The sequence below is a fragment of the Streptomyces sp. Ru73 genome (genome assembly GCF_002920575.1).
GTDB lineage: Bacteria > Actinomycetota > Actinomycetes > Streptomycetales > Streptomycetaceae > Streptomyces.
This window is the reverse complement of sequence record NZ_PQSQ01000016.1, coordinates 1-19,572: the sequence shown is the minus strand read 5'-3', so window position 1 is coordinate 19,572 and position 19,572 is coordinate 1. Positions and strand designations below refer to the sequence as shown.

Here is a 19,572-nt window from a genome sequence, read left to right as displayed (position 1 = left end):
GCCACGTCAGATCATCTGCGGCTCGAAGTCCCAGAACGGCCGGGTGCGGGAGCGCGCGGAGACGGTGTGCGCGTGCTGCGGGCCCAGGACGGTGCTCAGACCGGTCAGCGCCTCCTCCTCCAGCTTGTCGGCCTCCTGGCGTTTGCGCAGGCCACGGAGGTCAGCGGCGAGCGCGATCTGGCTGGAGAGGGTCAGCGGGTGGTGCAGGCCGAGCGTGGCGGTGGCCCGGGTGACGGTGTCCCGGCCCAGTTCCGCCGCGCTCTCCGGGTCGCCCCCGAAGTTGCGCGCAGCGGCGGCGTTCAGGGCGCACCCCAGCGTCCAGGGGTGGTCGGGGCCGACCGCGCGGCGCATGCCCTCCAGCGCTTCCTCGGTGAGCAGCAGGGCCTGCTGGCGCTCGCCCGCCGCGCGCAGCACCAGCGCGTGGTTGGCCTGGGCGCCGATGGTGTACGGGTGGGCGTCGCCGAGCTGGAAGCGGTACCGGTCGGCGATCTGCTCGCCGATCTCCCTGGCCTGGTCCAGGCTGCCGTGCTCGCGGGCGAAGCAGGAGTAGCTGACGCCGACCATGAGGGTGAGCGGGTCGGCCTCGCCCAGGACGCGTTCGCACCGTTCCAGTACCCGCGCGAGCAGCCGGCCGGCCTTGCCGCGGTCGCCGGAACGGTAGTAGCACAGGCCGAGGTTGTGCTCGGCGCGCAGCGTCTGGGGGTTGTCGTTGCCCATGACGATGCGGTGCACCCGGGCGCTGTGCTCCTGCACCGAGGTGGCCTCGGCGTACCGGCCGAGCAGCCGCAGGTCGGTGGCGACGTGGATCTCGGAGAAGAGGGACCAGTTGTGGCGCGGGCGCAGCAGCTCGCGGCGGGCCTCCAGGGTGCGGCGGTGCAGCGCCAGGGACTCGGTGTAGCGGCCGAGGAGGCGGAGCGAGACGGCGAGGTTGTTCTGCGCGTTGAGGGTGCGCGAGTCCTGCTCGCCGACCAGCTCGGTGTAGCCCTTCAGGACGGTGGTGGACAGCTCCAGGGCCTCTTCGAAGCGGGCGAGGCCGCGCAGGTCGGCGGCGAGCCCGTTGGCGGCGCGCAGGGTGTCCAGGTCGCGCGGGCCCTGGGTCTCACGCAGGTGGTCCAGGACGATGCGGTCCAGCGCCTCGCAGGCGGCGTAGTCGCCGGTGGCGCGGAGCAGGTTGGCGTAGTGGTAGCTGAGGTCCCAGATCCGCGGGTGGGTGTCGCCGAGCATCCCGCGCCAGGCGGCGAGGGCGCGTTCGGCGAGCTTGAGCCCGGCGCGGTACTCGCCGGAGAGGTACATGTACCGCAGCACGTTCAGGACCAGGTTCTGCACGTCGGGGTCCTGGCTGACCAGGACGTCGGCGGCCTTGAGGTGCTGGGCGAGCTCGGCGAACCGCGGCCAGAGCCGGGTGTCGGTGGGCCGCAGCGGGTCGGCGGCGGCCAGCGCGCGCTGCGCGACGCGCTTGTACTCCTCGACCTGCCGGTCGGGCATCAGGGCGCGGACGGTCTGGTGGACCATGCGGTGCATGTAGAGGATCTCGCCGCCGGGCGAGGCGTCGTCGGCGGTGACGTCGTGGGACTCGATGCGCACGACGGAGTACTGCAGGAGCTTGCTGATGGCCTGGTTCCACAGCAGCGGGTCGTTCATCAGCCCGGTCAGCTCCTCCGGCAGGTCGCCGGGCGGGAGCTCGCGGAGCAGCCGTACGGGGATGGCGGCGGGCGCGAAGAAGGAGCACAGCCGCAGCAGGTCGACGGAGGCGGGGACGGCCTCGCTCAGCCGGTTCTGCAGTATCGACCAGGAGGTCTGGTAGGTCATCGGGAAGTCGTGGGCCACCCGGACGACCTCGGCGTCGACGCCGCTCTCCAGCAGCTCGACGTACTCGTCGACGGACATCGTGGAGTCGCTGAGCCAGCCGGCGGTCTGGTCGAGCAGCAGCGGCAGGTCCTCCAGCGCTTCGGCGAGCCGGTCGGCCTCCTCGCGGTCCAGCCGCGGGGCGCGCCGGCGGACGAAGGCGATGGATTCCTCGCGGGTGTAGACGGGGACCTCGAACATCATGCTGTTGTGCTCGCCCCACTCGCGGTTCTGCGAGGTGAGCAGCACGTGGCCGGGGCCGCTCGGCAGCATGTCGGCGACGTGTTCGGGCTGGTCGGCCCCGTCCAGGACGAGCAGCCAGCGGCTGTGCGGGTCGCCGCGGCGGAGCGCGTCGCGTACGGCGCGCAGCCGCTCGCCGTACTCCTGGCCGGTGCTCAGGCCGAGGGCAGGGGCCAGCTCCGCCAGCCGCTGGCGCATGGGGGTGCGCTCGCCCGCCGCGACCCACCACACCACGTCGTACTCGGACCCGAAGCGGTAGACGTACTCGGTGGCCAGCTGGGTCTTGCCGACGCCGGACATGCCGTACAGCGTGCACACGGCGGCGCCGCGCTCGGCCTGCTGGAGGCGGTGGTAGACGTCGGCGAGGAGGTTCTCGCGGCCGGTGAAGCGGGTGTTGCGGCGCGGTACGCCGCCCCAGACGCGCGGCTGCTCCTGCGGGTACCGGGGGCCCTCGCCGTCCTCCTCGGGGTCGGCGTGCGGGTCGGCCTCGATGCCGAGCCGGGCCAGCAGCCGCCGCTCGGCCTCGCGGGCGCCGACGTCGGCCAGTTCGGCGGCGCCGAAGACGGCGGTGGCGGTGGGCAGCGCGTTGGTGGTGACGGAGACCGCGGCGAACTTGTCCTGGCGGTCGGCGACGACCGTGCGCAGCGCGGCGTTCCACTCCTCGTGGGTGCGCGGGCCGAGCTGGATGTACCAGTCGCTGAGCACGATGAGGACGGTGCCCTCGGCGAGCGCGAGGTCGCGCAGCGCGTCCTCCAGCGGGGTGCCGGCGCGGGGGTCCCAGCGCTGGAAGGAGACCCGCATCCCGTGCCGTTCCAGCCGGTCACCGATCCAGGCGGCCCAGGCGCGGTTGAACCCGGCGAAGCTGATCGTGACGGGTGGCCGGCCTCCGTGCGAGATGGTCCTGCGCGCTGCGGGCATGCGAACGACTCCCTCGTCTTGCGTACGAACGAACGGCCGGGCAAGGACCGTCGGGGCTGCCCTCGTGGGGAACATACACCGGCGAACCGGTCGTGGGCGGTCATCGCGCGTGCTGACGTCGCCACATCCTCCGGGAGGTCTCGACGTAGGCGCTCGCACGGGCCAAGTACCCGTCCGGGGGCGGGCGTTCCCGCAATCGGGTGAGCCGGTCGGCCATCGCGCCGGCCAGTACCCGGCCGGCCGGGGTGAGGGCGCGGGAGCCGAGCAGTGTGGGCAGCGCGGCGCCGACCTGTTCCCGGCAGCGGGAGTGCTCGGCCCAGGCGGTGTGCCGCTCCAGCGCGTTCTCGGCACTCAGCGCGAAGCGCTGCCAGTAGTCGGCGAGCGCGAGGTGCGAGTACGTGCCCTGGAGCAGCCCGTCAAAGGGGCGCGGATCGGGCCGCCAGGGCGCCCAGTGGCGGGTGGTGCCGGTGTCGTGGTGCAGCGGTGTCAGCTCGGCGAGGGCGGCGAGCTTGGCGTGCTGGAGTTCGTGCACGAGGGTCGCGGCGAGGAAGGCGGGGGTCTGCGGCGCCGAGCTGAGGACCGCGCCGAACGCCTCGCGGCGGGTGCCGCTGCAGTGCGAAGGGCCCGTGGCGTGCGGGCCTGCCTGGGGCGGCGGCGCGAGCGGCACGATGCAGTCCAGCAGCACTCCGGCCTCCAGGGGCCGGGCCGGGCCGCCGCGCTCCAGCAGCGGCCACATCCCGGTCCAGGCGGCCTGCCAGCCGGCCCGCTCGGCGGCGGTGAGCGGCTCGGCGGGCCGGATGCCGTGCCGCTCCAGGCCGCCGTCGGCGGTGCGGAAGGGGTCCGCGTCGTCCAGGAGTACCGGGCGCGGGCCGCCGGTGAGCGGGCGCAGCGGCCGCCACGCGGGGTCGGCCGACTCCCAGGTGCCGTCGGGGCCGCGGAGCAGGACGACGGGTGGCCCGGCGGCCGGCCGCAGGGTCAACGTGCCCTTGTCGTGCGTGAGTTGGACGTCGGGCAGTGGCCCGCGGCCCGCCGGCCCTGCGGCGGGCAGGGTGCAGGCGCCCAGGGTGGGCAGTGCGAGCGTGCCGCCGGGGGCGCGCAGCCGGAGCGTGAACGGCAGCCTGGCGCGGGCGGCAGCGGCGGCGGCGACGGCCCCGAGGTGTTCCAGGTCGGGCAGCAGGTCCGGCGGCGGAACGGCGGCCGCGAGACCGCGCAGCGCGCGCCGCACCCAGGGCCCGAGCAGCGGGTAGTACAGGACGTGCCGGGTCTCCTCGCGGTTCGCGCGGTCCGCCGCCTCCAGGAGCGCCCAGTGCTCCGCCACCCGCGCGGCTGCCGGCCGCGGCACGCTGGGCGCGCGTGCGGTGTCCACCGCGTCCAGCAGCGCGCGCAACGCCAGCAGCCGGCGCACCCGCTGGTCGTCGACGAGCAGCCGCAGCGCGTCGGCCCCGCCTTCCGACTGCCCCAGCTCGCGCAGCAGTTCTATGGGAACGCGGCTGCTCATCCGGCCTGCTTCGGAGGGCGGGCAGCGGCCAGCCGGCCTGCCGCGTGCCGGATGAGCCGCTGGAGGTCGGCGCAGTACACCGAGGGGTTGGCGAAGCCGGTGCCGCGCCGGTAGCGGTGCGCGTACTGGCCGCCGCCGCACACCCGTACCAGCGGGCAGGCGCGGCACTCGGGGGCGAGCGCGGCGGCGCCCGCGTGCCGGGCGGCGACGCCGGGGTGCGCGAGCGCGTTGTCGAAGGAGTGCCGGAAGACGTCCAGGCCGGTGGCGGCGGCCCCGTCGTAGGCGGACTTCAGGGTGTCGACCTGCTCGATGCTGCCGTCGGTCTCCACCACGACGGCGGTGAACGGGGTCAGGCCCAGCGACTCGCCGCCGGCCGGCGCGCCCAGCAGCAGGGCCAGGCACTCCTCGAAGAGCCGGACGGCCGGCTGGCCGGGGCCGCCGTCCCACCAGGCGTCGAAGACGGCGGTGAGCCAGTCGCCGTACGGGGTGGGCCGGTCCGTGCCGGGCGTGAGGTGCGGGGGCGGGGTGGTCCAGTTGCCGTGCGGGAGCAGCAGGTCCAGGCGCGGCGGGCGGAGCGCCGCGAGCGAGGCGTAGGTCTCCGCGGGGTCGGTGCGCGGGTCGACGACCGCGAGGACACCGGCGTACGCGTCCGGGTGCTCGGCGGCGAGCAGCCGCAGGCCGCGCACGGCGCGCGACCAGGCCGGGCGGCCCGCGTGGTCCACGCGCGCGGTGTTGTGCGCGGGCAGCCCGCCGTCCAGGCTCACGCCCACCCGGATGCCGTGGCCCGCGAGGGTGCGCAGCCGGCCGCGGGTGAGGAGGGTGCCGTTGGTCTGGACGGTGGGGTGCAGGGTGCAGCCGTCGGGCAGCAGGGTGCGCAGCCGGTCCACGGCGCTGCCGAGGCGGGCCGCGCCGGCCAGCAGCGGCTCGCCGCCGTGCAGGACGAGGGCGACGTGGCGCAGGCCGTGAGCGGTCGCGTGCTCGGCGATGCGCCGGGCGGTGCGCTCCAGTACCGCGTCGCTCATCAGCGCCGGGCGGTCGCGCCAGCCGTGGTCGGCGGCTTCGTAGAGGTAGCAGTAGCGGCAGGCGAGGTTGCAGTGGCCGTGCACCTTGAGGACGAACTGCCGGAAAGGGTGGACGTCCGGCCGGTCCGCCGCCGACGGGCCCGTGTCCCGTACGGTCTGCTGCGCCACGTCGGCACCTCCCGAGCCGCGGCCCGCGCAGGGACGGCCCCCGTCGCCGGTCCGTCGCGGAGTATCCCTGCGGGGCGGCGTACCCAAACCGGCAGCGATCGGCCGTGTCCGGTTCCCTCGGTCCCAACGACCGAAAATGTTCGCGTGACGTCGCTTCACGTCAGAAGGCGCTGTTGAATCCCCACAGCATTTCGGTGGGTTCGTCCACGCGGGTCCGTATCCGCTCCAGCACCTCGGCCAGCACGGGGTGCTCCACCGTCCGCAGCTCCGCGAGCCCGAGGGCGAGCAGGTCCGGCAGCTCGGGCAGCTCACCGGCCGGCGGCACAGCGGCCCCGGCCGCCGCCCGGTCCTCCGGCCGTGCCTCCGTGTCCTTGCGGCTCGCGCTCATCGCCTTGCCCCTTCCCGCCAACTGCCCCCGTTGCGAGGTCACTTACAGGCTGCCGCCTGTCACCTCCCGATGTCCACGATCCGGCGCGAGGTCTCCTCCCCCGCGGCGCCGCCCGCGTCCGGCAGCCGCCGCCACTCCGCCAGCGCCAGCCGGTACGCCTCCCGCGCCGCGCGCGGCCGGCGCGCCTCCTCGTACACCTCGCCGCGCAGGTGCCAGGCGCGCGCCCGCAGCCGGGTCGCGGGGCCGGGGTCGGCCGCCTCCTCCCGCGCCACGCGCGCCGCTTCCGCGGCCCGCCGGAAGGCATCGGCCGCCTGTTCCAGCTGCGCGTCCTGACCGGAGCGGCGGTGCGCCAGCCGGTGCGCGCCGCCCAGCTCCAGGAAGCACTCGGCCCGCACCATCGGGTCGGCGGCCCCCTGCGCGGCCAGCCCGAAGAGGTGCTCGGCCTCCCGCAGGTCCACCCGGTCGTCGTCGGTGCGGCGCAGCATCAGGGCGCGCCCCAGGGTCAGCAGCCGCCGGGCCAGCCGCGGATCGCCGGCCGCCGTCTCCATCCGGCAGTCCCGCAGCACCCGGACCGTACGGTGGATGACGGCCCGGCCGCCGGGCTCGCGCGCCCGGCGCATCAGCGCCTCGCCCCACTCCTCGATCAGGTCGCCGTAGCCCTCGCGGTCCCGCGGCACGGCGCGGCAGGCCGCCTCGTACTGCCGGTCGGCCTCCGCCAGGTGCGCCACGTCGCCGTCCACCTCGAAGCGGCACACCGCCAGCCGAGCGCCGCGCACCAGCACGGCGGCCCGCTCGTCCGGGCTCTGCGCGGCCTCCCCCACCTCGGCGACCAGCCGCCCGGCCCGCTCCAGCGCGTCCCCGGAGAGCGTCAGCAGCGCGTCCACCAGGTCCAGACGGGCCCACAGCCGGTCGTCCTCGGGCGCGCCCTCGGCGGCCACTCGCGTGCACCGCGTGCGTCAGCGAGGCCACCGCCTGCTGCGCGTGCGCCACGGCCTGGTCCCGGTCGGCGGCCGTGCCGGACAGCCGCAGCAGCGCCCGGCCGTGCGCCAGCGGCAGGCCGTGCGGCTGCACCTCGTCGTACGGCCAGGCGTCGGCGAACGCCTCCAGCATCCCGACCGTCTCCTGGAGCAGCCCGCTGTCACCGCCGAGCCGCCACTGCTCCTCCAGGACCCGCACCCGCTCCAGGGTGATCTCCAGCGCGTGCCACGGCTCCAGGCCCGCGGTCGCGCAGACGGCCGTGAACTCGCGGTCGGCGCGGCGCAGCAGGTCCAGCGCGCCGCGCCGGTCGCCGGCCGCGCGCCGCTCCCCGGCCTCCCGGTGCAGCACCCGCCCCAGGGCCGTACGGGCCCGCGCCCCGCCGGACTGCGCCGCCGTACGGGCCGCTTCGCGCGCCTCGCGGAGCAGCGCCCGGCCGCCCTGCAGCTCCCACAGCCGCAGCAGGGTCTCGGCCAGTTCGCTCCAGAGCACGGGGTCGGCGCCGCGGTGCCGTTCGCCCTCGGTGGCGTGCCGCAGCAGCTGCACCGCGTCGATGAGGTTCTGCACCATGCCGTCGGCGGCGAACCGGCGCACCAGCGCCTGGGAGCGGCGCACCGCCTCCGAGGACGCCGGGCCTCCGGGGCCCTCCAGCGCGTCGGCCGAGACGCTGCGCAGCGGGATGAACCGCTCCAGGACGTGCGCGGCGACCTCGGCGAACGGCTGCGGCACCCGGACGCCGGGCCCGTCGGGCAGCGGGTGGGTGCGCAGCCGCGCCACCGACTCCGCGGCGTCCGTGCCCCGGCCGCCGGTGAGCTGCGCGATGGCGAGCGCGGGGAAGTTCGGGCCGCCCTTGCCGAACCGTTGCTCCACGTACGCGGAGCAGTGCTTGAGGACCAGCAGCGCCTCGTCCCTGCCCAGCGGTCCGAGCAGCACCTCCTGGACGCCCTTGACGAACTCGTACCACGGACCGCCGGCCATCGACTCGCCGTCCGTGCGCGTCAGCAGCCCGCCGAGCAGCACCTCCGACAGCTCGGCCGGGCCGGTGCCGGGCAGCATCGTGCGCTGCACGAGCTGCATCACCGGCAGGCACAGCGGTGCGGCCGCCAGGTAGACGGCGAGCTGCGCGGCGCCGGGCGAGGCGGCGCGCCGGAAGCGGGCGACGACCTCGGCGGCGGGCAGCGGGTCGCGGGGGCGCGGCGCGGGCGCCGGGGGCTGGTCGGCGCGGAGCCAGCCGACGGCAGCGGGTACCTGGGCGGCGCCGGTGCCGGAGAGCAGCCTCGCCCACGCCGCGAGGGCGCCCGCTGCGGGCGGCAGCACGGGCACCGGCAGCGCGCCCGGCGCGGCCTGCGCGGTGTCGCCCGTGAAGTGCAGCGCGGTGGCGTACGAGGGGCCCTCGCCGCGGCGCAGGACACCGTAGGCGACGGGCAGCCGGGTGCGGGACCACATGCGCTGCGGCAGCGGCTGGAGGACGGCGAGCGGGCCCTGCCGGGCCAGCCGGTGCAGCAGCCGGTGGGCGTGGCCGCTGCGCCACAGGGGGCCCGCGCAGTCGCTGACCAGGACGGTGACCCGGCGCCCCGTGGGGTCGCTGAGCTGGTCGGCGGAGCGTAACGGCGCCTGGTCGGGCTCGAAGCGCCGGGAGACCGCCGGACGGCCGTCGGGCCCCTCGTGCAGGAAGTGCACCTGTACGTCGCGGAAGGCACCCAACTGAGCGAAGACCTGCTGGAGTTCGTGCAGCAGCCGGTCCCAGACGCACATCGAGGAGGAGGCGTCCATGACCAGCTGGAGGGCGGCCTCGGCCCGCGGCACCGCCCGGAACACCGGCATCACCAGCCCGCCCGACCGCGCGCTGCGCTCGGCCGTGGCCCGCTCGTCCAGCACGTGCCGCACCGCGGGTGCCGCGCTGCGGTACCGCTGGAGGGGGCGCAGGGCGCGCTGCAGGGCGAGCAGGTCGGGCAGCGCGGGCGCGGCGGGCACGCCCACGGGCAGCCCGGTGCCGTACGGGCCGGACGGCGTGCCCGGCCCGTCCGTGCCGGTGCCGCCGGGGAGTTCGCGGCCCTCCGGGTAGAGAGCGACGCGGGAGACGCCGGGCGCCCCGGTGGTGCCTGCGGGCGGCTCGCGGTCGGCGGCCGACCCGTTCGCGGGCGTGCCGGTGCGCGCGGGCGCGGCCGTCGTCGCGCCGGGCGCGCGGACGTCGGCGTCCGCCGTATCCGCACCGCCCGCCCGGTCCGCGGCGGTGCCGCGCGGCCGGGTCCACTGCGCCAGCCACAGCGCGTCGGCCAGCTCACCGGCGTCCGGGTCCAGACCGGCGCCGCGCAGCGCGGCGACGACGTCGGCCCAGCTCTGCGGGGCGGTGGGGCGTCCTGCACGGTCCCGCGTCACGGCATCACCTCGGCCGGTCGAGGCGCTGGATGAGGAGGTCGGCGAGCCGGTCCCGGGTGGTGGGGGCCGCCTGGTGGGTGAGGTAGATGGCGTTCAGCAGCTGGTCGGCGGCGAGCAGTTCGCTGCGGGAGCGTTCGAGGAAGCGGGCGACCAGGTCGTCCCCCGCGCGGGCCGCTTCCTCGCCGAGGTGTGCCCTGACCACCGTCGCCAGCCGCTTGTGGTCGGGCTGTCCCAGCTCCAGGTGGATGCAGCGGCGGAGCAGCGGCGCGGGGAAGTCCCGTTCGCCGTTGCTGGTGAGGATGACGAACGGGAAGGCGTGGCAGCGCACCCTGCCGTCCCGGATGCGGACCTTCTGCCCGTCGTCGGTGAGCACCTCCACCTCGGGCTCCCGCTCGGCCAGCCGCTCCAGCTCCGGTATCGCGAACTCCCCTTCCTCCAGCACGTTCAGCAGGTCGTTGGGGAGGTCGATGTCGCTCTTGTCCAGCTCGTCGACGAGGAGGACGCGGGGCTGCGCGGTGGGCAGCAGGGCCGTGCCGAGCGGCCCGAGGCGGATGTAGCTGCCGATGCCGCCGGGGGCCGCGGCCTGTGCGCCGGGCGCGCCCGCCGCCCGGCTGCTCGCGGCGATCTGCACGTCCTGGAGCCGGGCGATGGCGTCGTAGTGGTACAGCCCGTCGCCCAGCGTCGTACGGCTCACGATCGGCCAGCGCAGCACCCGGCCGAGCTTCAGCTCGTGCGCCACGGCGTGCGCGAGGGTGCTCTTGCCGGTGCCGGGGTTACCCGTGACCAGCAGCGGACGGCGCAGGTAGAGCGCGGCGTTGACGATCTCCAGCTCCTCGGCGCTGGGCCGGTGCAGCTCCGCGACGTGCTCGCCGAGCCGGCGGGTGGAGGAGCTGTCGGTGGCGGGGCCCGGCGCCACGAGCGGGCCGCCGTCGAAGTCCCGCCACGGCGGCGGGTCGGGGAGCGCGGCGATGCCGTCGTGGGGCTCGCCCGTGCCGCGGTAGATGAGCCATTCGTTCGGTTCGCTCACTGCGAACTCCTCGTCACTGGTGGGTCATCGGCGGTTGCGCACCGGCCACGGTTCCGACCGTATCGGGAGCGGCGGCGGCCCGGTAGGAGCACACGGAAAGACGCGCCTCCCTCACGGCGTCTCCAGCACGTCGTCGTCCCCCGGCAGCGGCCGTCCGGGATCGTCGTACAGCAGCGTGAGCCCCCGTGACCAGTATGCTTCCGGCTCCGCCGCGCCGATGCCGGAGCGCAGCTCACGGACGGCGGACGGCAGCCGGTGGGCGCTGGTCCCGCTCTTGACCGTGCGCAGGACTCCCCGGTGGTACTCCCCGCACACCGGGTCCATGCGCTCCCTGCGCCACAGTGCCACCGGATGTCCGCTGCCGATGATCCGGCGGACCGTCTCGCGCCCGCCGTCGCCCCCGGGAACCCGGCACAGCACGGGGAAGCAGCGCGGGCCCAGATCGCGCAGCGCCTCGTCGGTGACGTCCTCGGCGCGGCCCTCGTCGCAGTCGACGCAGACGTGCTCCATGCCGTCCTCGTGCAACCGCGTCCAGCGCTCCTGCGGGCCGGGCACCGGCCCGGCCCCGGCCTCCTCCGGCGCGGCGGCGGCCGGCCGGTCGGCGCAGCGCACCACCACCGGCCGCTGCTCGCCTATCGGCGGGGCGCCGGGCGGGATGTGCCAGGCGTCCACGTCCAGGTGCAGCAGCGCCTGTCTGAGCGCCACTTCGAGGACCGCGGGTCTGTCCGGCTCGTCGCTGCGGCGGAACGCCTCGCCCAGCGGCCCGGCCAGCTCGGCGGGCAGGTCGGCCAGCGCCGTACCGTTCCGGCCCTCGCCCAGCGGCAGGTCGCCGGCCGGTCTGCTGGCGGTGAGGTACCAGTCGAACCGGCCCTGCTCCCAGGCGCGTTCGGTGATCTCCAGCAGGACCGAGGGAAGCGGCCCGGCGGCCGCGTCCTCGCCCGCGCGCCGGGCCCGGCCGATCGCGCGGGCGCGCACCCGGGCGTGCCACTCGGCGCCCAGCCGGTTCCTGGCCAGCGGCGGCAGCTCGGTCATCGCCAGGTCGCGCACCCAGACCCAGACCGCGTCCGCCGCCTCGGCCGTCGCCGGGTAGGGGTGCTCGGCGGTCGCCGCGTACACCGCGTACCGCAGCACTGCCTCCAACTCGCTGTGCGCGTCGCGCAGTTCGAGCCGGTCGAGGTAGATCTCCAGGCCCTCGCGCCAGCCGCGGGGCGCGGGCCGCAGCCCCTCGCCGCGTCTGGGGAGCAGCTCGTCGATCAGGGCCACCAGCGCGGGCGTGCCCGTCGGCGGCGGCAGCTGCGCGAGCAGGCCGTGCAGCACGACCCGGCGCTTGGGCGTCAGCGCGCCGACCGTGGCGGCCGAGGCGGGCAGCCCGCTCTGCGCCTCGGTCCAGGTGTCCCTGGCCTCGCTGACGTCGGCGTGCAGATCGGCGTGGTACCGGTCGTGGGCGTGCAGCACGCGGTGGTACGGATCGTCCTCCTCGCGGGTGATCCGGGCGCCGGGCACGCCGATGCGGCGCAGCTGGGCCAGCGCGATGCCGAGCCCGCCGTCCCGCGCGCCGCCGCGCCGCCCCTTCAGCACGCCGATCACCTCACCGCGCTCGACGTCCACCAGCGGGCCGCCGGACAGCCCCTCCGGCATCTCGTCCTCATTGCCCAGCCGCAGCAGGCCGTCGCCACCGAACTCGCCGCGCACGGTGCACCGGCCGTCGAACGCGCCGACCGTGCCGGCGATCTCGGTGTACCCGAAGTAGGCGACCCGCTCGCCGCCGTGCGCCCGCACCGTGCGCGGCGAGAGCCAGCAGCAGGCGTGCGCGGTGGGCTGGAGGAGGCGGATGAGGGCGAGGTCGGGCGCGGGGAGCAGACCGGGCGTGCGCACCGAGGGCTCGGCCCATTCGACGCGGCCGCGCGCGCTGCCCCCTTCGAAGCTGACGCCCACTTCGCCCCCTTCGCCCTCCAGCGCGACATGGGCGCAGGTGAGCACCCAGTTGGGGGCGACGAAGAAACCGCTGCCCCACAGGGGCGGCTCCGGCGACCCTCCGTGGGGATACCCGTCGCGGGCGGCGTGGATGCGCACGGTGGCGGCCTTGACGAGCGGGGCGAAGCGCCGGGAGAAGTACGCGTCCGGATCGTGCGCCCCGTTCATGCGCCGCCTCCGGTGCCGCCCTCCGCGAGGTCTGCGGGCGGGCCGCCCTGCCAGGTGAGGGTCACGTTCAGCGCCGCCTTGGCCTCGCCGTCCGCGAGCAGCCCGACCAGCTTCCCGGACTTCCCGCTCAGCTCGATGCCGAACTGCACGCTCACCTCGTCGGGCCGCAGCCCCCGCAGCGCCCCGGCCAGCGACCGCGCGACGCCCTGCACCAGCCCGTCCAGGCTCTCCATCCGGCCGACGACGCGGTCGGCGAAGAAGCCGCTGTCGGCGTAGTCGGTGCCCTCTCCCCCGTCGCCGCCCCGGCCGCTGTCCACGTACGGCGCGCTGCGCGGCCGCGGCACGAGCCCCTCGGCGCCCGATATCCGCGCCCAGACGGGCGTGCCGTCCGGCAGTTCTATACGTGCGACATGTGTCGCGTCCTCGCTCATGCCACCCCCCGTTGACCACCGCGCCGGACGGGCCGCCCGGCGCCCGGTGCCGATGCCCGCCCCCGGAGCGCCGCTGCCTATCCTGACCTGGAATGTCCTTACCCCTACCCCATTGGCGGAGTGCTCACGTGTATTTCACCGACCGAGGCATCGAGGAGCTGGAGAGCCGGCGCGGCGAGGAGGAGGTGACCCTCGGCTGGGTCGCCGAGCAGCTGCGTACGTTCGTCGACCTCAACCCCGACTTCGAGGTCCCGGTGGAGCGCCTGGCGACCTGGCTGGCCCGGCTGGACGACGAGGACGACGAATAGACGGCGTACAGGGGCGCGCGTCGGCGTCCGGGGGGCGCGGCGCTTGACGTGACGCGACCGCGATATATCGTGTTCTGTAGGGAACACGATATGTTGCGTTGCCCGTCCAACAGGGGAGGCCTGTCATGTCCGTCAGGGAAGAGTGGCCGGACGGCCCGGTCGAGGTGAGCGGGCCGCGCACGCTCGACGTCGGTGTACCGGTGAACGCGCTGCAGGTGCGGGTGTACGGCGGCACGGTGAACATCGTCGGGAGCGCGACGGCCGACCGCACGCGTATCGAGGTCACCGAGCTCGACGGTCCGCCGCTGACCGTCTCCTACGAGGACGGCACGCTGACCGTCGGCTACGACGACCTGCCGTGGAAGAACCTCCTGAAGTTCCTGGAGCGCAAGTCCTGGCAGCGCAGCGCCGTCGTCTCGGTGACCGTCCCGGCCGCGGCGCGGGTCGAGGTCGGCGCGGTCGGCGCGAGTACGGTGCTCTCCGGCGTCGCCGGGCGTACGGAGCTGCGCGGCGTCTCCGGTGACGCCACCCTGGTCCGGCTGACCGGGCCGGTACGCGCGGAGACCGTCACCGGCAAGGTGGAGGCCCAGGCCGTCACCGGTGATCTGCGGTTCCAGTCCGTCTCCGGTGACCTCACCGTCATCGACGGCGGCGGGAGCGCGGTGCGCGCGGAGTCGGTCACCGGCGACATGGTCGTGGATCTGGACCCGGCCGCGAAGGGCACCGACGTCCGGCTGACGACGGTCTCCGGCGAGGTCGCCATCCGGCTGCCGGACCCGGCCGACGCGGAGGTGGAGGCCAGTACCACCAGCGGTTCGGTCTCCAACGCCTTCGACGACCTGCGGGTCGGCGGCCAGTGGGGCGCCAAGAGCATCACCGGGCGGCTCGGTGCGGGCACCGGGCGCCTGAAAATCACCACCGTCTCGGGCTCGCTGGCGCTGCTGCGCCGCCCGCGCTCCGAGGACGCGCCCGCCGACCCGCCCGCCGACAAGAAGGTGCTGTAAGCCATGCCCCCCGTCTTCGCGCACGGCCGCCTCCGCCTGTATCTGCTGAAGCTGCTGGACGAGGCGCCGCGCCACGGTTACGAGATCATCCGGCTGCTGGAGGAGCGCTTCCAGGGCCTGTACGCGCCCTCCGCCGGCACCGTCTACCCGCGGCTGGCCAAGCTCTCCGACGAGGGCCTGGTCACGCACGCCACCGAGGGCGGCCGCAAGGTGTACTCCATCACCGAGGCGGGCCGCGCCGAACTGGCGGCCCGCGGCGGCGAACTGGCCGAGCTGGAGCTGGAGATCAGGGAGTCCGTCGCCGCGCTCGCCTCCGACATCCGTGAGGACGTCAGCGGCTCGGCGCGCGACCTGCGCCGCGAGATGCGCGAGGCCGCGCAGGCCACCCGGCAGGGCGGCCGTACGGGCGGTGCCCGGTCCGGCCGGGGCGGGGCGCAGGGCCACCCCGACCCGGCGGACTTCTTCGACCGTGCGCACGGCGACCCGGAGGCCTGGCGGCAGGCCAAGGAGGAGTTCCGGCGGGCCAAGGAGGAGTGGAAGGAGCAGGCCCGGCGGGCGAAGGAGGAGAGCCGGCGCGCCAAGCAGGAGGCGCAGCGGGCCCGGCGGCAGGCCAAGAACGCCAAGGACTCCGCGCGCGAGGAGGTGCAGGAGGCCATCCGGCGGGTGCAGGAGAAGGCCCAGGACCATGTGCGCGCGGGTGACTGGCAGGGCGCGGTGCGCGAGGCGCTCTCGGAGGTGTCGCGCGAGGTCGGCCGCTTCACGGAGGGCTTCGCCGCGCCGTCCGGGCCCGCGGGACCCACGGACCTCACCAAGGACGCGGCCCCCGGGGGCGACGCCGCGGCGCCCGCCTGGGCGCACGAACCGGCCACCGGCGACCCGGCCCGCGACCTGGACCGCCTGCTGGACCGGTTCCGCGACGACGTCCGGGACGCGGCCCGGGATCACGGCGTGGACGAGGAGCAGCTGGCGGAGGCGCGCCGGCAGCTCGCGGCGACCGCCGTCCACATCGGTGCGCTACTGCGGCGCTCCCCACGATAGTCACACACGGTCATTTTCGAAGCGCCGGGTTCACCGCGGGTAATCGGGGAACCCGGCGCTTCGCAGGGCCGTCCGTCCGCCCCTCGGACCGACTACGGCGTTCCGTAGACCTCTGGCTCTGCCCACGCTTAGAGTCAACTCTTCTCGCTCATAGGGATCTTGAAGGCCATGAGGTGCGCGATGTCGGAATATCCTGCGGTTGCCCGTCGACTGTGGCATCTGTTCGAACCGCTCCACGCCACCCTCTACTTCGCGCCCGAGGCCTTCGAGGAAGCGGCGGCGCTCGGGTACGACGTCGGAACCCGCTGGCCCAGCTACTTCGCCTGGCGTACGGCGCCGTTGGGCGCCGCCGGCCCCGAGCTGGTGTCCGCCACGTACTACAGCTTCAGCCCGCGGATGATCGAGCAGTACGTCCCGCTGATCTGGTCAACGGCCGCGCCCGCGAAGGTACTCGAGGCCCGGCTGCAGGCGATGGACCGGGTGCTGCGCGGGCTGGTCGACGGGCGGCTGAGCCAGGGTCAGGTCGCGGAGGCGGCCCGGCTGGCGCGCCAGGCCGCGGAGAACGCGATCCCGGCCGCCCGGCCGCTGGCCGCCGCCAACCTGGACCTGCCCTGGCCCGCCGAACCGCACCTGGAGCTGTGGCAGGCGCTGACCGTGCTGCGGGAGCACCGCGGCGACGGGCACCTGGCCGCGCTGCTCACCGCGGGTCTGGACCCGTGCGAGTCGCTGGTCTCCTTCGCCGCGGTGGGCGCGGCACCGGAGGAGCACTTCCGCAGCCGCGGCTGGTCGGCGCAGGAGTGGCGCGAGGCCCGCGACCGGCTGGCCGCGCGCGGCTGGATCGCGCCCGACGGCCGGGCCACCGACCGCGCGTACGAGGGCCGGGAGGAGGTCGAGCGGCTGACGGACCGGCTGGCGGCCGGGCCGTGGCGGGCGCTCGGCCGGGCCCGTGCCGACCGTCTCGCGCAGCTGATCAGTCCGCTGCTGAGCGCCGTCTTCGAGTCCGGTCACCTCCCGAAGACCACCACGCTGGGCATCGGGAGGATACGGGTGGCGTACTGACGCCACCCTCGGCGCGCGGTCCCTCCCCGCGCGCGGAGGGAACGGGTACGGACGGTACGTGCGCGGCGTACGCGAACGGCGCGGGCCGTTGTCAGGCGGCGTGGGTCTGCTCCGCGAGCACCCGCTCGACCTCGGCGCGGGTCACCCCGTGGTCCGCGAGGACGGCCGTGGCGACGCCGGCGCCCGTGGTGAGCGCGAGCAGCAGGTGTTCGTCGCCGATGTGCTTCTCGCCGCGTCCGAGAGCGATCCGCAGCGAGCGCTCCAGTACGCCCTTGGCCTCGCGGCTGAACGGGCGCCGGCCGAACCGGCCGCGCGCCCGCTGTGCGGCCAGCGCGCCGGTGCCGTGCGCCGCCTCGACCCGCGAGACGATCTCTTCGACGTCGATGCCGAGTTCGGCCAGCGCGGTGGTGTCGGCCGGCGAGAGGCCGCCGCTGCGCCGCGCCCGGTCCAGTGCCTCGGTCACCGTCGCCCGCCGGTCCGGCACGCCCAGCGCGGCCAGCGCCCCGGCCGCGGGCGTGCCCTCGCGGTCCAGCAGCGCGAGGAGCAGTTCCTCCTCGCCGACCGTCCCGCTGCCCGTGCGGTCGGCGTGGGTGACCGCGCCGCGCACGACCTCGCGGGCGCTCGCCGTGAACTTCTCGAACATCAGCGCCTCCCGTGCTTCTTGTGGACCGCCTGCCGGCTGACGCCCAGCTCGTCGGCGATCTCCTGCCACGACCAGCCCTTCGCGCGGGCGCTGCGCACCTGCACGGCCTCCAGCTGCTCCAGCAGCCGGCGCAGGGCGGCGACGGCCCGCAGTCCGATCCGCGGGTCCCGGTCGCCCGCCCGCTCGGCGAGTTCCGTTGCTTCGGTCATGCTGTCAATGTAGGTTGACACTCCCCGCCCGTCAACCACAGTTGACAAGCGGGCTCCCCGGCCGGACGGCTCAGGAGACCTGTGACATCTCGCTGTCCGCCGTGTGCTGGATGGCCGAGAGCACCTCCTTCGGGTCCCCGCCCTTGCTGACGGCGCCCGCGATCCGCTCCTGGAGCGCCGCCGTCACCTGCGGCCCGCCGACCGTGTCCAGCTGCGGGAACTGCGCGTCGCGCAGCTGGTCGACGAAGGGCCACAGCGCCCGGTGGTGGCCGTCGGCGCGCATCGCCTCGGCGGCCGGCACGGTGACCGGGAGGGTGCCCTGGGCCTCCGCGTACCGGGTGACGTTGGCGGTGCCGTAGAGGAAGTCGAGGAACGCGCCGGTCTCCCGGGGGTGCCCCGGCCGCCGGAACGCCACCAGCCAGTCGGTGCTGCCGGTGGGCGTGGCCGCGCCGCCCTGCCGGCGCGGGAACGCGGCCGTCCCGTACGCCAGGTGGACCCGGTCGGCCCGGGCCATCAGCGAGGGGTGCGCGAGCAGCATGCCGACCTTCCCCGTGACGAAGTCCCGGTAGGCCGCCGTCCGGTTCAGGCGCGGCCCCTCGGGCCCGGTCAGGCCGGGGACCACCAGCCGGTCGCGGACGGACCGCAGCGCCGCCACGTTCTGCGGGGCGTCCAGGGTCCAGCTGCCGCCCAGGCCGACGTAGCCGCCGCCGTTGCCGAGCAGCCAGCTCAGCGTCTCGTCCTCGGCGGCCTCGGGGCCGAGCTGGAGCGCGTACGGCGTCTTCACTCCCGCTTCCCGCAGCGCGGCGGCGGCGTCGGCGAGCCCGGCCCACGAGGTCGGCGGGCCGTCGAGCCCCGCCCGTTCGAACAGCTTCTTGTTGTAGAAGAGGCGCGGCGTGCTCGCGCGGAGCGGCAGCCCGTACTGCACGTGGCTGATCTCGCCCGCCCGCGCCAGCCCGGGCACGAAGTCGGCCTGGGTGCCGATGGAGAGCAGGTGGTCGGCGCTGTAGAGCCGGTCGGCGCGCGCGTAGGAGGAGAAGGCGCCGGTCTGTGCGATGTCCGGCGCTTCCCCCGCCCTGACGCGGGCCGCCACCGTCCTGTCCAGCCGGGCGCGCGGCACCGGGTCCAGGTCCACCGCGATGTCCGGGTGCCGCTTCTCGAAGGCGGCGGCCAGGTCCTTCCAGTACGTGGCGGTGCCGGGCCCGCCGTCCGCGCCGTAGTCGGCCACCACCACCTTCAGGGTGACGTCGGCATCCCCCGCGCCGCCGGTGCCGCAGGCGGTGAGCGTGAGGGCCAGCGCGGCGGCCAGCCCGGCCGTACGCCGCAGGCCGGCCGTGCGCCGCGGGCCGGCCGTGCGCCGCAGGCCGGCCGTGCGCCGCGGGCCGGTCCCCCGTCTCGTCGCCGGGTGGCCGGTCCCCCGTCTCGCCGGTAAGAGACCGGCTGCCCGTTCCGCCGGTGGGAATGAGCGCGCGCGGCGCCGCCGTATGACCATGTCCGCCCCTGTGCCGAGAACCCGCGGGCGAGCGGCGGTTCCCCCCAGCCGTGCCCCTGCGCCACTTCCTGCGCACATGATGACCACACGGTTCGCACTGGGGTGCGGAAATCAGCCGTCTACGGAAGGGGCGGCCGGGACGAGTGTGACGACGGCGGCGACGCCGTCCGGGCCCGCTTCGAGCGCGGCCGCGGTCCCGGCGGGCAGCAGCGCGGCGTCGTACCGGCCGAGCCGCACCGGTCCCCCGGCCTCCTCGGGCGTCAGCGACACCGTGCCGTCGACCGCCGTGACCAGCACGGCCCCGTCCGGGCCCGGCGCCGGGCGCACCGCGTACGTGCCGCGGGCCATCGTCACCTCGGCGGCGCACCGGCCGTCCCGGACCATGACGTTGAAGTTGACGACGGGTCCGGCCGCGAGCCGGCAGTCGGTGGCGGCGCCGCCCGCGAACGACAGCGGCCGGAACCGCTCGGTGACGGCGGTCCGCTGCCCGTCGATGGTCAGCTCCATGCCGGCCCCGGCGACCATGGTGAGGATGCGCCGGACGCCGGGCAGCGGCGAGTACGGGCCGTCCCGGTCCACGTCCGCCAGGCTCACCCGCCAGTCGAAGGCGTCCCAGCCGGCGCCGGGCGGCCCGGCGGCGATCTCCCGGGTGGTGCCGCCCCCGTTGCTCCAGGGGGCGGCGGCCCGTCCTGCGGCCGGCAGCAGCCGTATCGGGTGTACCGGATCCATCAGACGGTCAGCACGACCTTGCCGAAGAGGTCGCCCTCCGCCATCTTCGCGAAGCCCTCG

At 75.7% G+C, this 19,572-nt stretch carries 16 protein-coding genes and 1 pseudogene; 4 read left to right on the top strand and 13 right to left on the bottom strand.

All coding sequences use genetic code 11. The features are described from left to right. Positions 1–6: 6 nt before the first annotated feature. From fxsT to C3486_RS10205, 9 genes and pseudogenes are all read right to left on the bottom strand, one after another. Complete coding sequence (gene fxsT, locus C3486_RS10250; protein WP_103832308.1) at positions 7–3,003, bottom strand: FxSxx-COOH system tetratricopeptide repeat protein; 2,997 nt, start codon at positions 3,001–3,003, stop codon at positions 7–9. A gap of 100 nt (positions 3,004–3,103) precedes the next feature. After that, positions 3,104–4,501: an HEXXH motif domain-containing protein gene (locus C3486_RS10245; protein ID WP_103832307.1), complete on the bottom strand. Its 1,398-nt coding sequence runs from the start codon at positions 4,499–4,501 to the stop codon at positions 3,104–3,106. Continuing rightward, on the bottom strand, positions 4,498–5,691 hold the full coding sequence (locus C3486_RS10240) for an FxsB family cyclophane-forming radical SAM/SPASM peptide maturase (RefSeq protein ID WP_103832306.1): 1,194 nt from the start codon (positions 5,689–5,691) through the stop codon (positions 4,498–4,500). The genes C3486_RS10245 and C3486_RS10240 overlap by 4 nt, the downstream gene beginning before the upstream one ends. A gap of 160 nt (positions 5,692–5,851) precedes the next feature. Then, positions 5,852–6,079 carry an FxSxx-COOH cyclophane-containing RiPP peptide gene (fxsA, locus tag C3486_RS10235; RefSeq protein ID WP_103832305.1) on the bottom strand — a complete coding sequence of 76 codons (228 nt, stop codon included), beginning with the start codon at positions 6,077–6,079 and terminating at the stop codon, positions 5,852–5,854. Between the two features lie 59 nt (positions 6,080–6,138). Beyond that, positions 6,139–7,017 (bottom strand): hypothetical protein, encoded by an 879-nt coding sequence (locus C3486_RS37940; RefSeq protein WP_103832304.1) that lies wholly within the window; start codon positions 7,015–7,017, stop codon positions 6,139–6,141. Between the two features lie 946 nt (positions 7,018–7,963). Further along, positions 7,964–9,433, bottom strand: a pseudogene (locus C3486_RS38515) (SAV_2336 N-terminal domain-related protein); the annotation flags it as partial. Positions 9,434–9,437: 4 nt separating this feature from the next. Then, positions 9,438–10,460 (bottom strand): MoxR family ATPase, encoded by a 1,023-nt coding sequence (locus C3486_RS10215; protein ID WP_103832301.1) that lies wholly within the window; start codon positions 10,458–10,460, stop codon positions 9,438–9,440. A 111-nt stretch (positions 10,461–10,571) separates the two neighbouring features. Further along, positions 10,572–12,602, bottom strand: a complete 2,031-nt coding sequence (locus C3486_RS10210) for a trypsin-like peptidase domain-containing protein (RefSeq protein ID WP_103832300.1) — start codon at positions 12,600–12,602, stop codon at positions 10,572–10,574. Further along, positions 12,599–13,033, bottom strand: a complete 435-nt coding sequence (locus C3486_RS10205; protein ID WP_181138510.1) for a CU044_2847 family protein — start codon at positions 13,031–13,033, stop codon at positions 12,599–12,601. Before C3486_RS10205 ends, C3486_RS10210 begins: the two co-directional genes overlap by 4 nt. 128 nt (positions 13,034–13,161) lie before the next feature. Between C3486_RS10205 and C3486_RS10200 the strand changes: the two genes are divergently transcribed. The 4 genes from C3486_RS10200 (at position 13,162) to C3486_RS10185 (ending at position 16,442) form a co-directional block, all read left to right on the top strand. Further along, positions 13,162–13,341, top strand: coding sequence for a DUF6104 family protein (locus C3486_RS10200; RefSeq protein ID WP_018536135.1), 180 nt, complete (start codon positions 13,162–13,164; stop codon positions 13,339–13,341). A gap of 125 nt (positions 13,342–13,466) precedes the next feature. After that, a complete protein-coding gene (locus tag C3486_RS10195; RefSeq protein WP_103832299.1) occupies positions 13,467–14,345 on the top strand; it encodes a DUF4097 family beta strand repeat-containing protein in 879 nt (292 codons plus the stop codon). A gap of 3 nt (positions 14,346–14,348) precedes the next feature. Beyond that, positions 14,349–15,383, top strand: coding sequence for a PadR family transcriptional regulator (locus tag C3486_RS10190; RefSeq protein ID WP_103832298.1), 1,035 nt, complete (start codon positions 14,349–14,351; stop codon positions 15,381–15,383). Between the two features lie 180 nt (positions 15,384–15,563). Further along, entirely contained in the window at positions 15,564–16,442 is an 879-nt protein-coding gene (locus C3486_RS10185; RefSeq protein ID WP_103832297.1) for a hypothetical protein, read from the top strand. Between the two features lie 91 nt (positions 16,443–16,533). Here C3486_RS10185 and C3486_RS10180 read toward each other — a convergent pair whose 3' ends face one another. The 4 genes from C3486_RS10180 to C3486_RS10165 all read right to left on the bottom strand — a co-directional run bounded on the left by C3486_RS10180 (position 16,534) and on the right by C3486_RS10165 (position 19,512). After that, a complete protein-coding gene (locus tag C3486_RS10180) occupies positions 16,534–17,085 on the bottom strand; it encodes a Clp protease N-terminal domain-containing protein (protein ID WP_103832296.1) in 552 nt (183 codons plus the stop codon). After that, positions 17,085–17,294 (bottom strand): helix-turn-helix domain-containing protein, encoded by a 210-nt coding sequence (locus tag C3486_RS10175; protein WP_052867809.1) that lies wholly within the window; start codon positions 17,292–17,294, stop codon positions 17,085–17,087. Before C3486_RS10175 ends, C3486_RS10180 begins: the two co-directional genes overlap by 1 nt. A gap of 70 nt (positions 17,295–17,364) precedes the next feature. Further along, entirely contained in the window at positions 17,365–18,522 is a 1,158-nt protein-coding gene (locus C3486_RS10170; protein WP_258052694.1) for an extracellular solute-binding protein, read from the bottom strand. A gap of 372 nt (positions 18,523–18,894) precedes the next feature. Then, positions 18,895–19,512, bottom strand: coding sequence for a HutD family protein (locus tag C3486_RS10165; RefSeq protein ID WP_103832295.1), 618 nt, complete (start codon positions 19,510–19,512; stop codon positions 18,895–18,897). Positions 19,513–19,572 lie beyond the last annotated feature (60 nt).

What these genes read in the sequence shown, in the direction of transcription:
- C3486_RS10165 (WP_103832295.1), bottom strand. Translation starts at nt 19,512, where the DNA reads ATGGATCCGGTACACCCGATACGGCTGCTGCCGGCCGCAGGACGGGCC.
- C3486_RS10175 (WP_052867809.1), bottom strand. Translation starts at nt 17,294, where the DNA reads ATGACCGAAGCAACGGAACTCGCCGAGCGGGCGGGCGACCGGGACCCG.
- C3486_RS10245 (WP_103832307.1), bottom strand. Translation starts at nt 4,501, where the DNA reads ATGAGCAGCCGCGTTCCCATAGAACTGCTGCGCGAGCTGGGGCAGTCG.
- C3486_RS10190 (WP_103832298.1), top strand. Translation starts at nt 14,349, where the DNA reads ATGCCCCCCGTCTTCGCGCACGGCCGCCTCCGCCTGTATCTGCTGAAG.
- C3486_RS10185 (WP_103832297.1), top strand. Translation starts at nt 15,564, where the DNA reads ATGTCGGAATATCCTGCGGTTGCCCGTCGACTGTGGCATCTGTTCGAA.
- C3486_RS10210 (WP_103832300.1), bottom strand. Translation starts at nt 12,602, where the DNA reads ATGAACGGGGCGCACGATCCGGACGCGTACTTCTCCCGGCGCTTCGCC.
- C3486_RS10180 (WP_103832296.1), bottom strand. Translation starts at nt 17,085, where the DNA reads ATGTTCGAGAAGTTCACGGCGAGCGCCCGCGAGGTCGTGCGCGGCGCG.
- C3486_RS10195 (WP_103832299.1), top strand. Translation starts at nt 13,467, where the DNA reads ATGTCCGTCAGGGAAGAGTGGCCGGACGGCCCGGTCGAGGTGAGCGGG.
- fxsT (WP_103832308.1), bottom strand. Translation starts at nt 3,003, where the DNA reads ATGCCCGCAGCGCGCAGGACCATCTCGCACGGAGGCCGGCCACCCGTC.
- C3486_RS10205 (WP_181138510.1), bottom strand. Translation starts at nt 13,033, where the DNA reads ATGAGCGAGGACGCGACACATGTCGCACGTATAGAACTGCCGGACGGC.
- fxsA (WP_103832305.1), bottom strand. Translation starts at nt 6,079, where the DNA reads ATGAGCGCGAGCCGCAAGGACACGGAGGCACGGCCGGAGGACCGGGCG.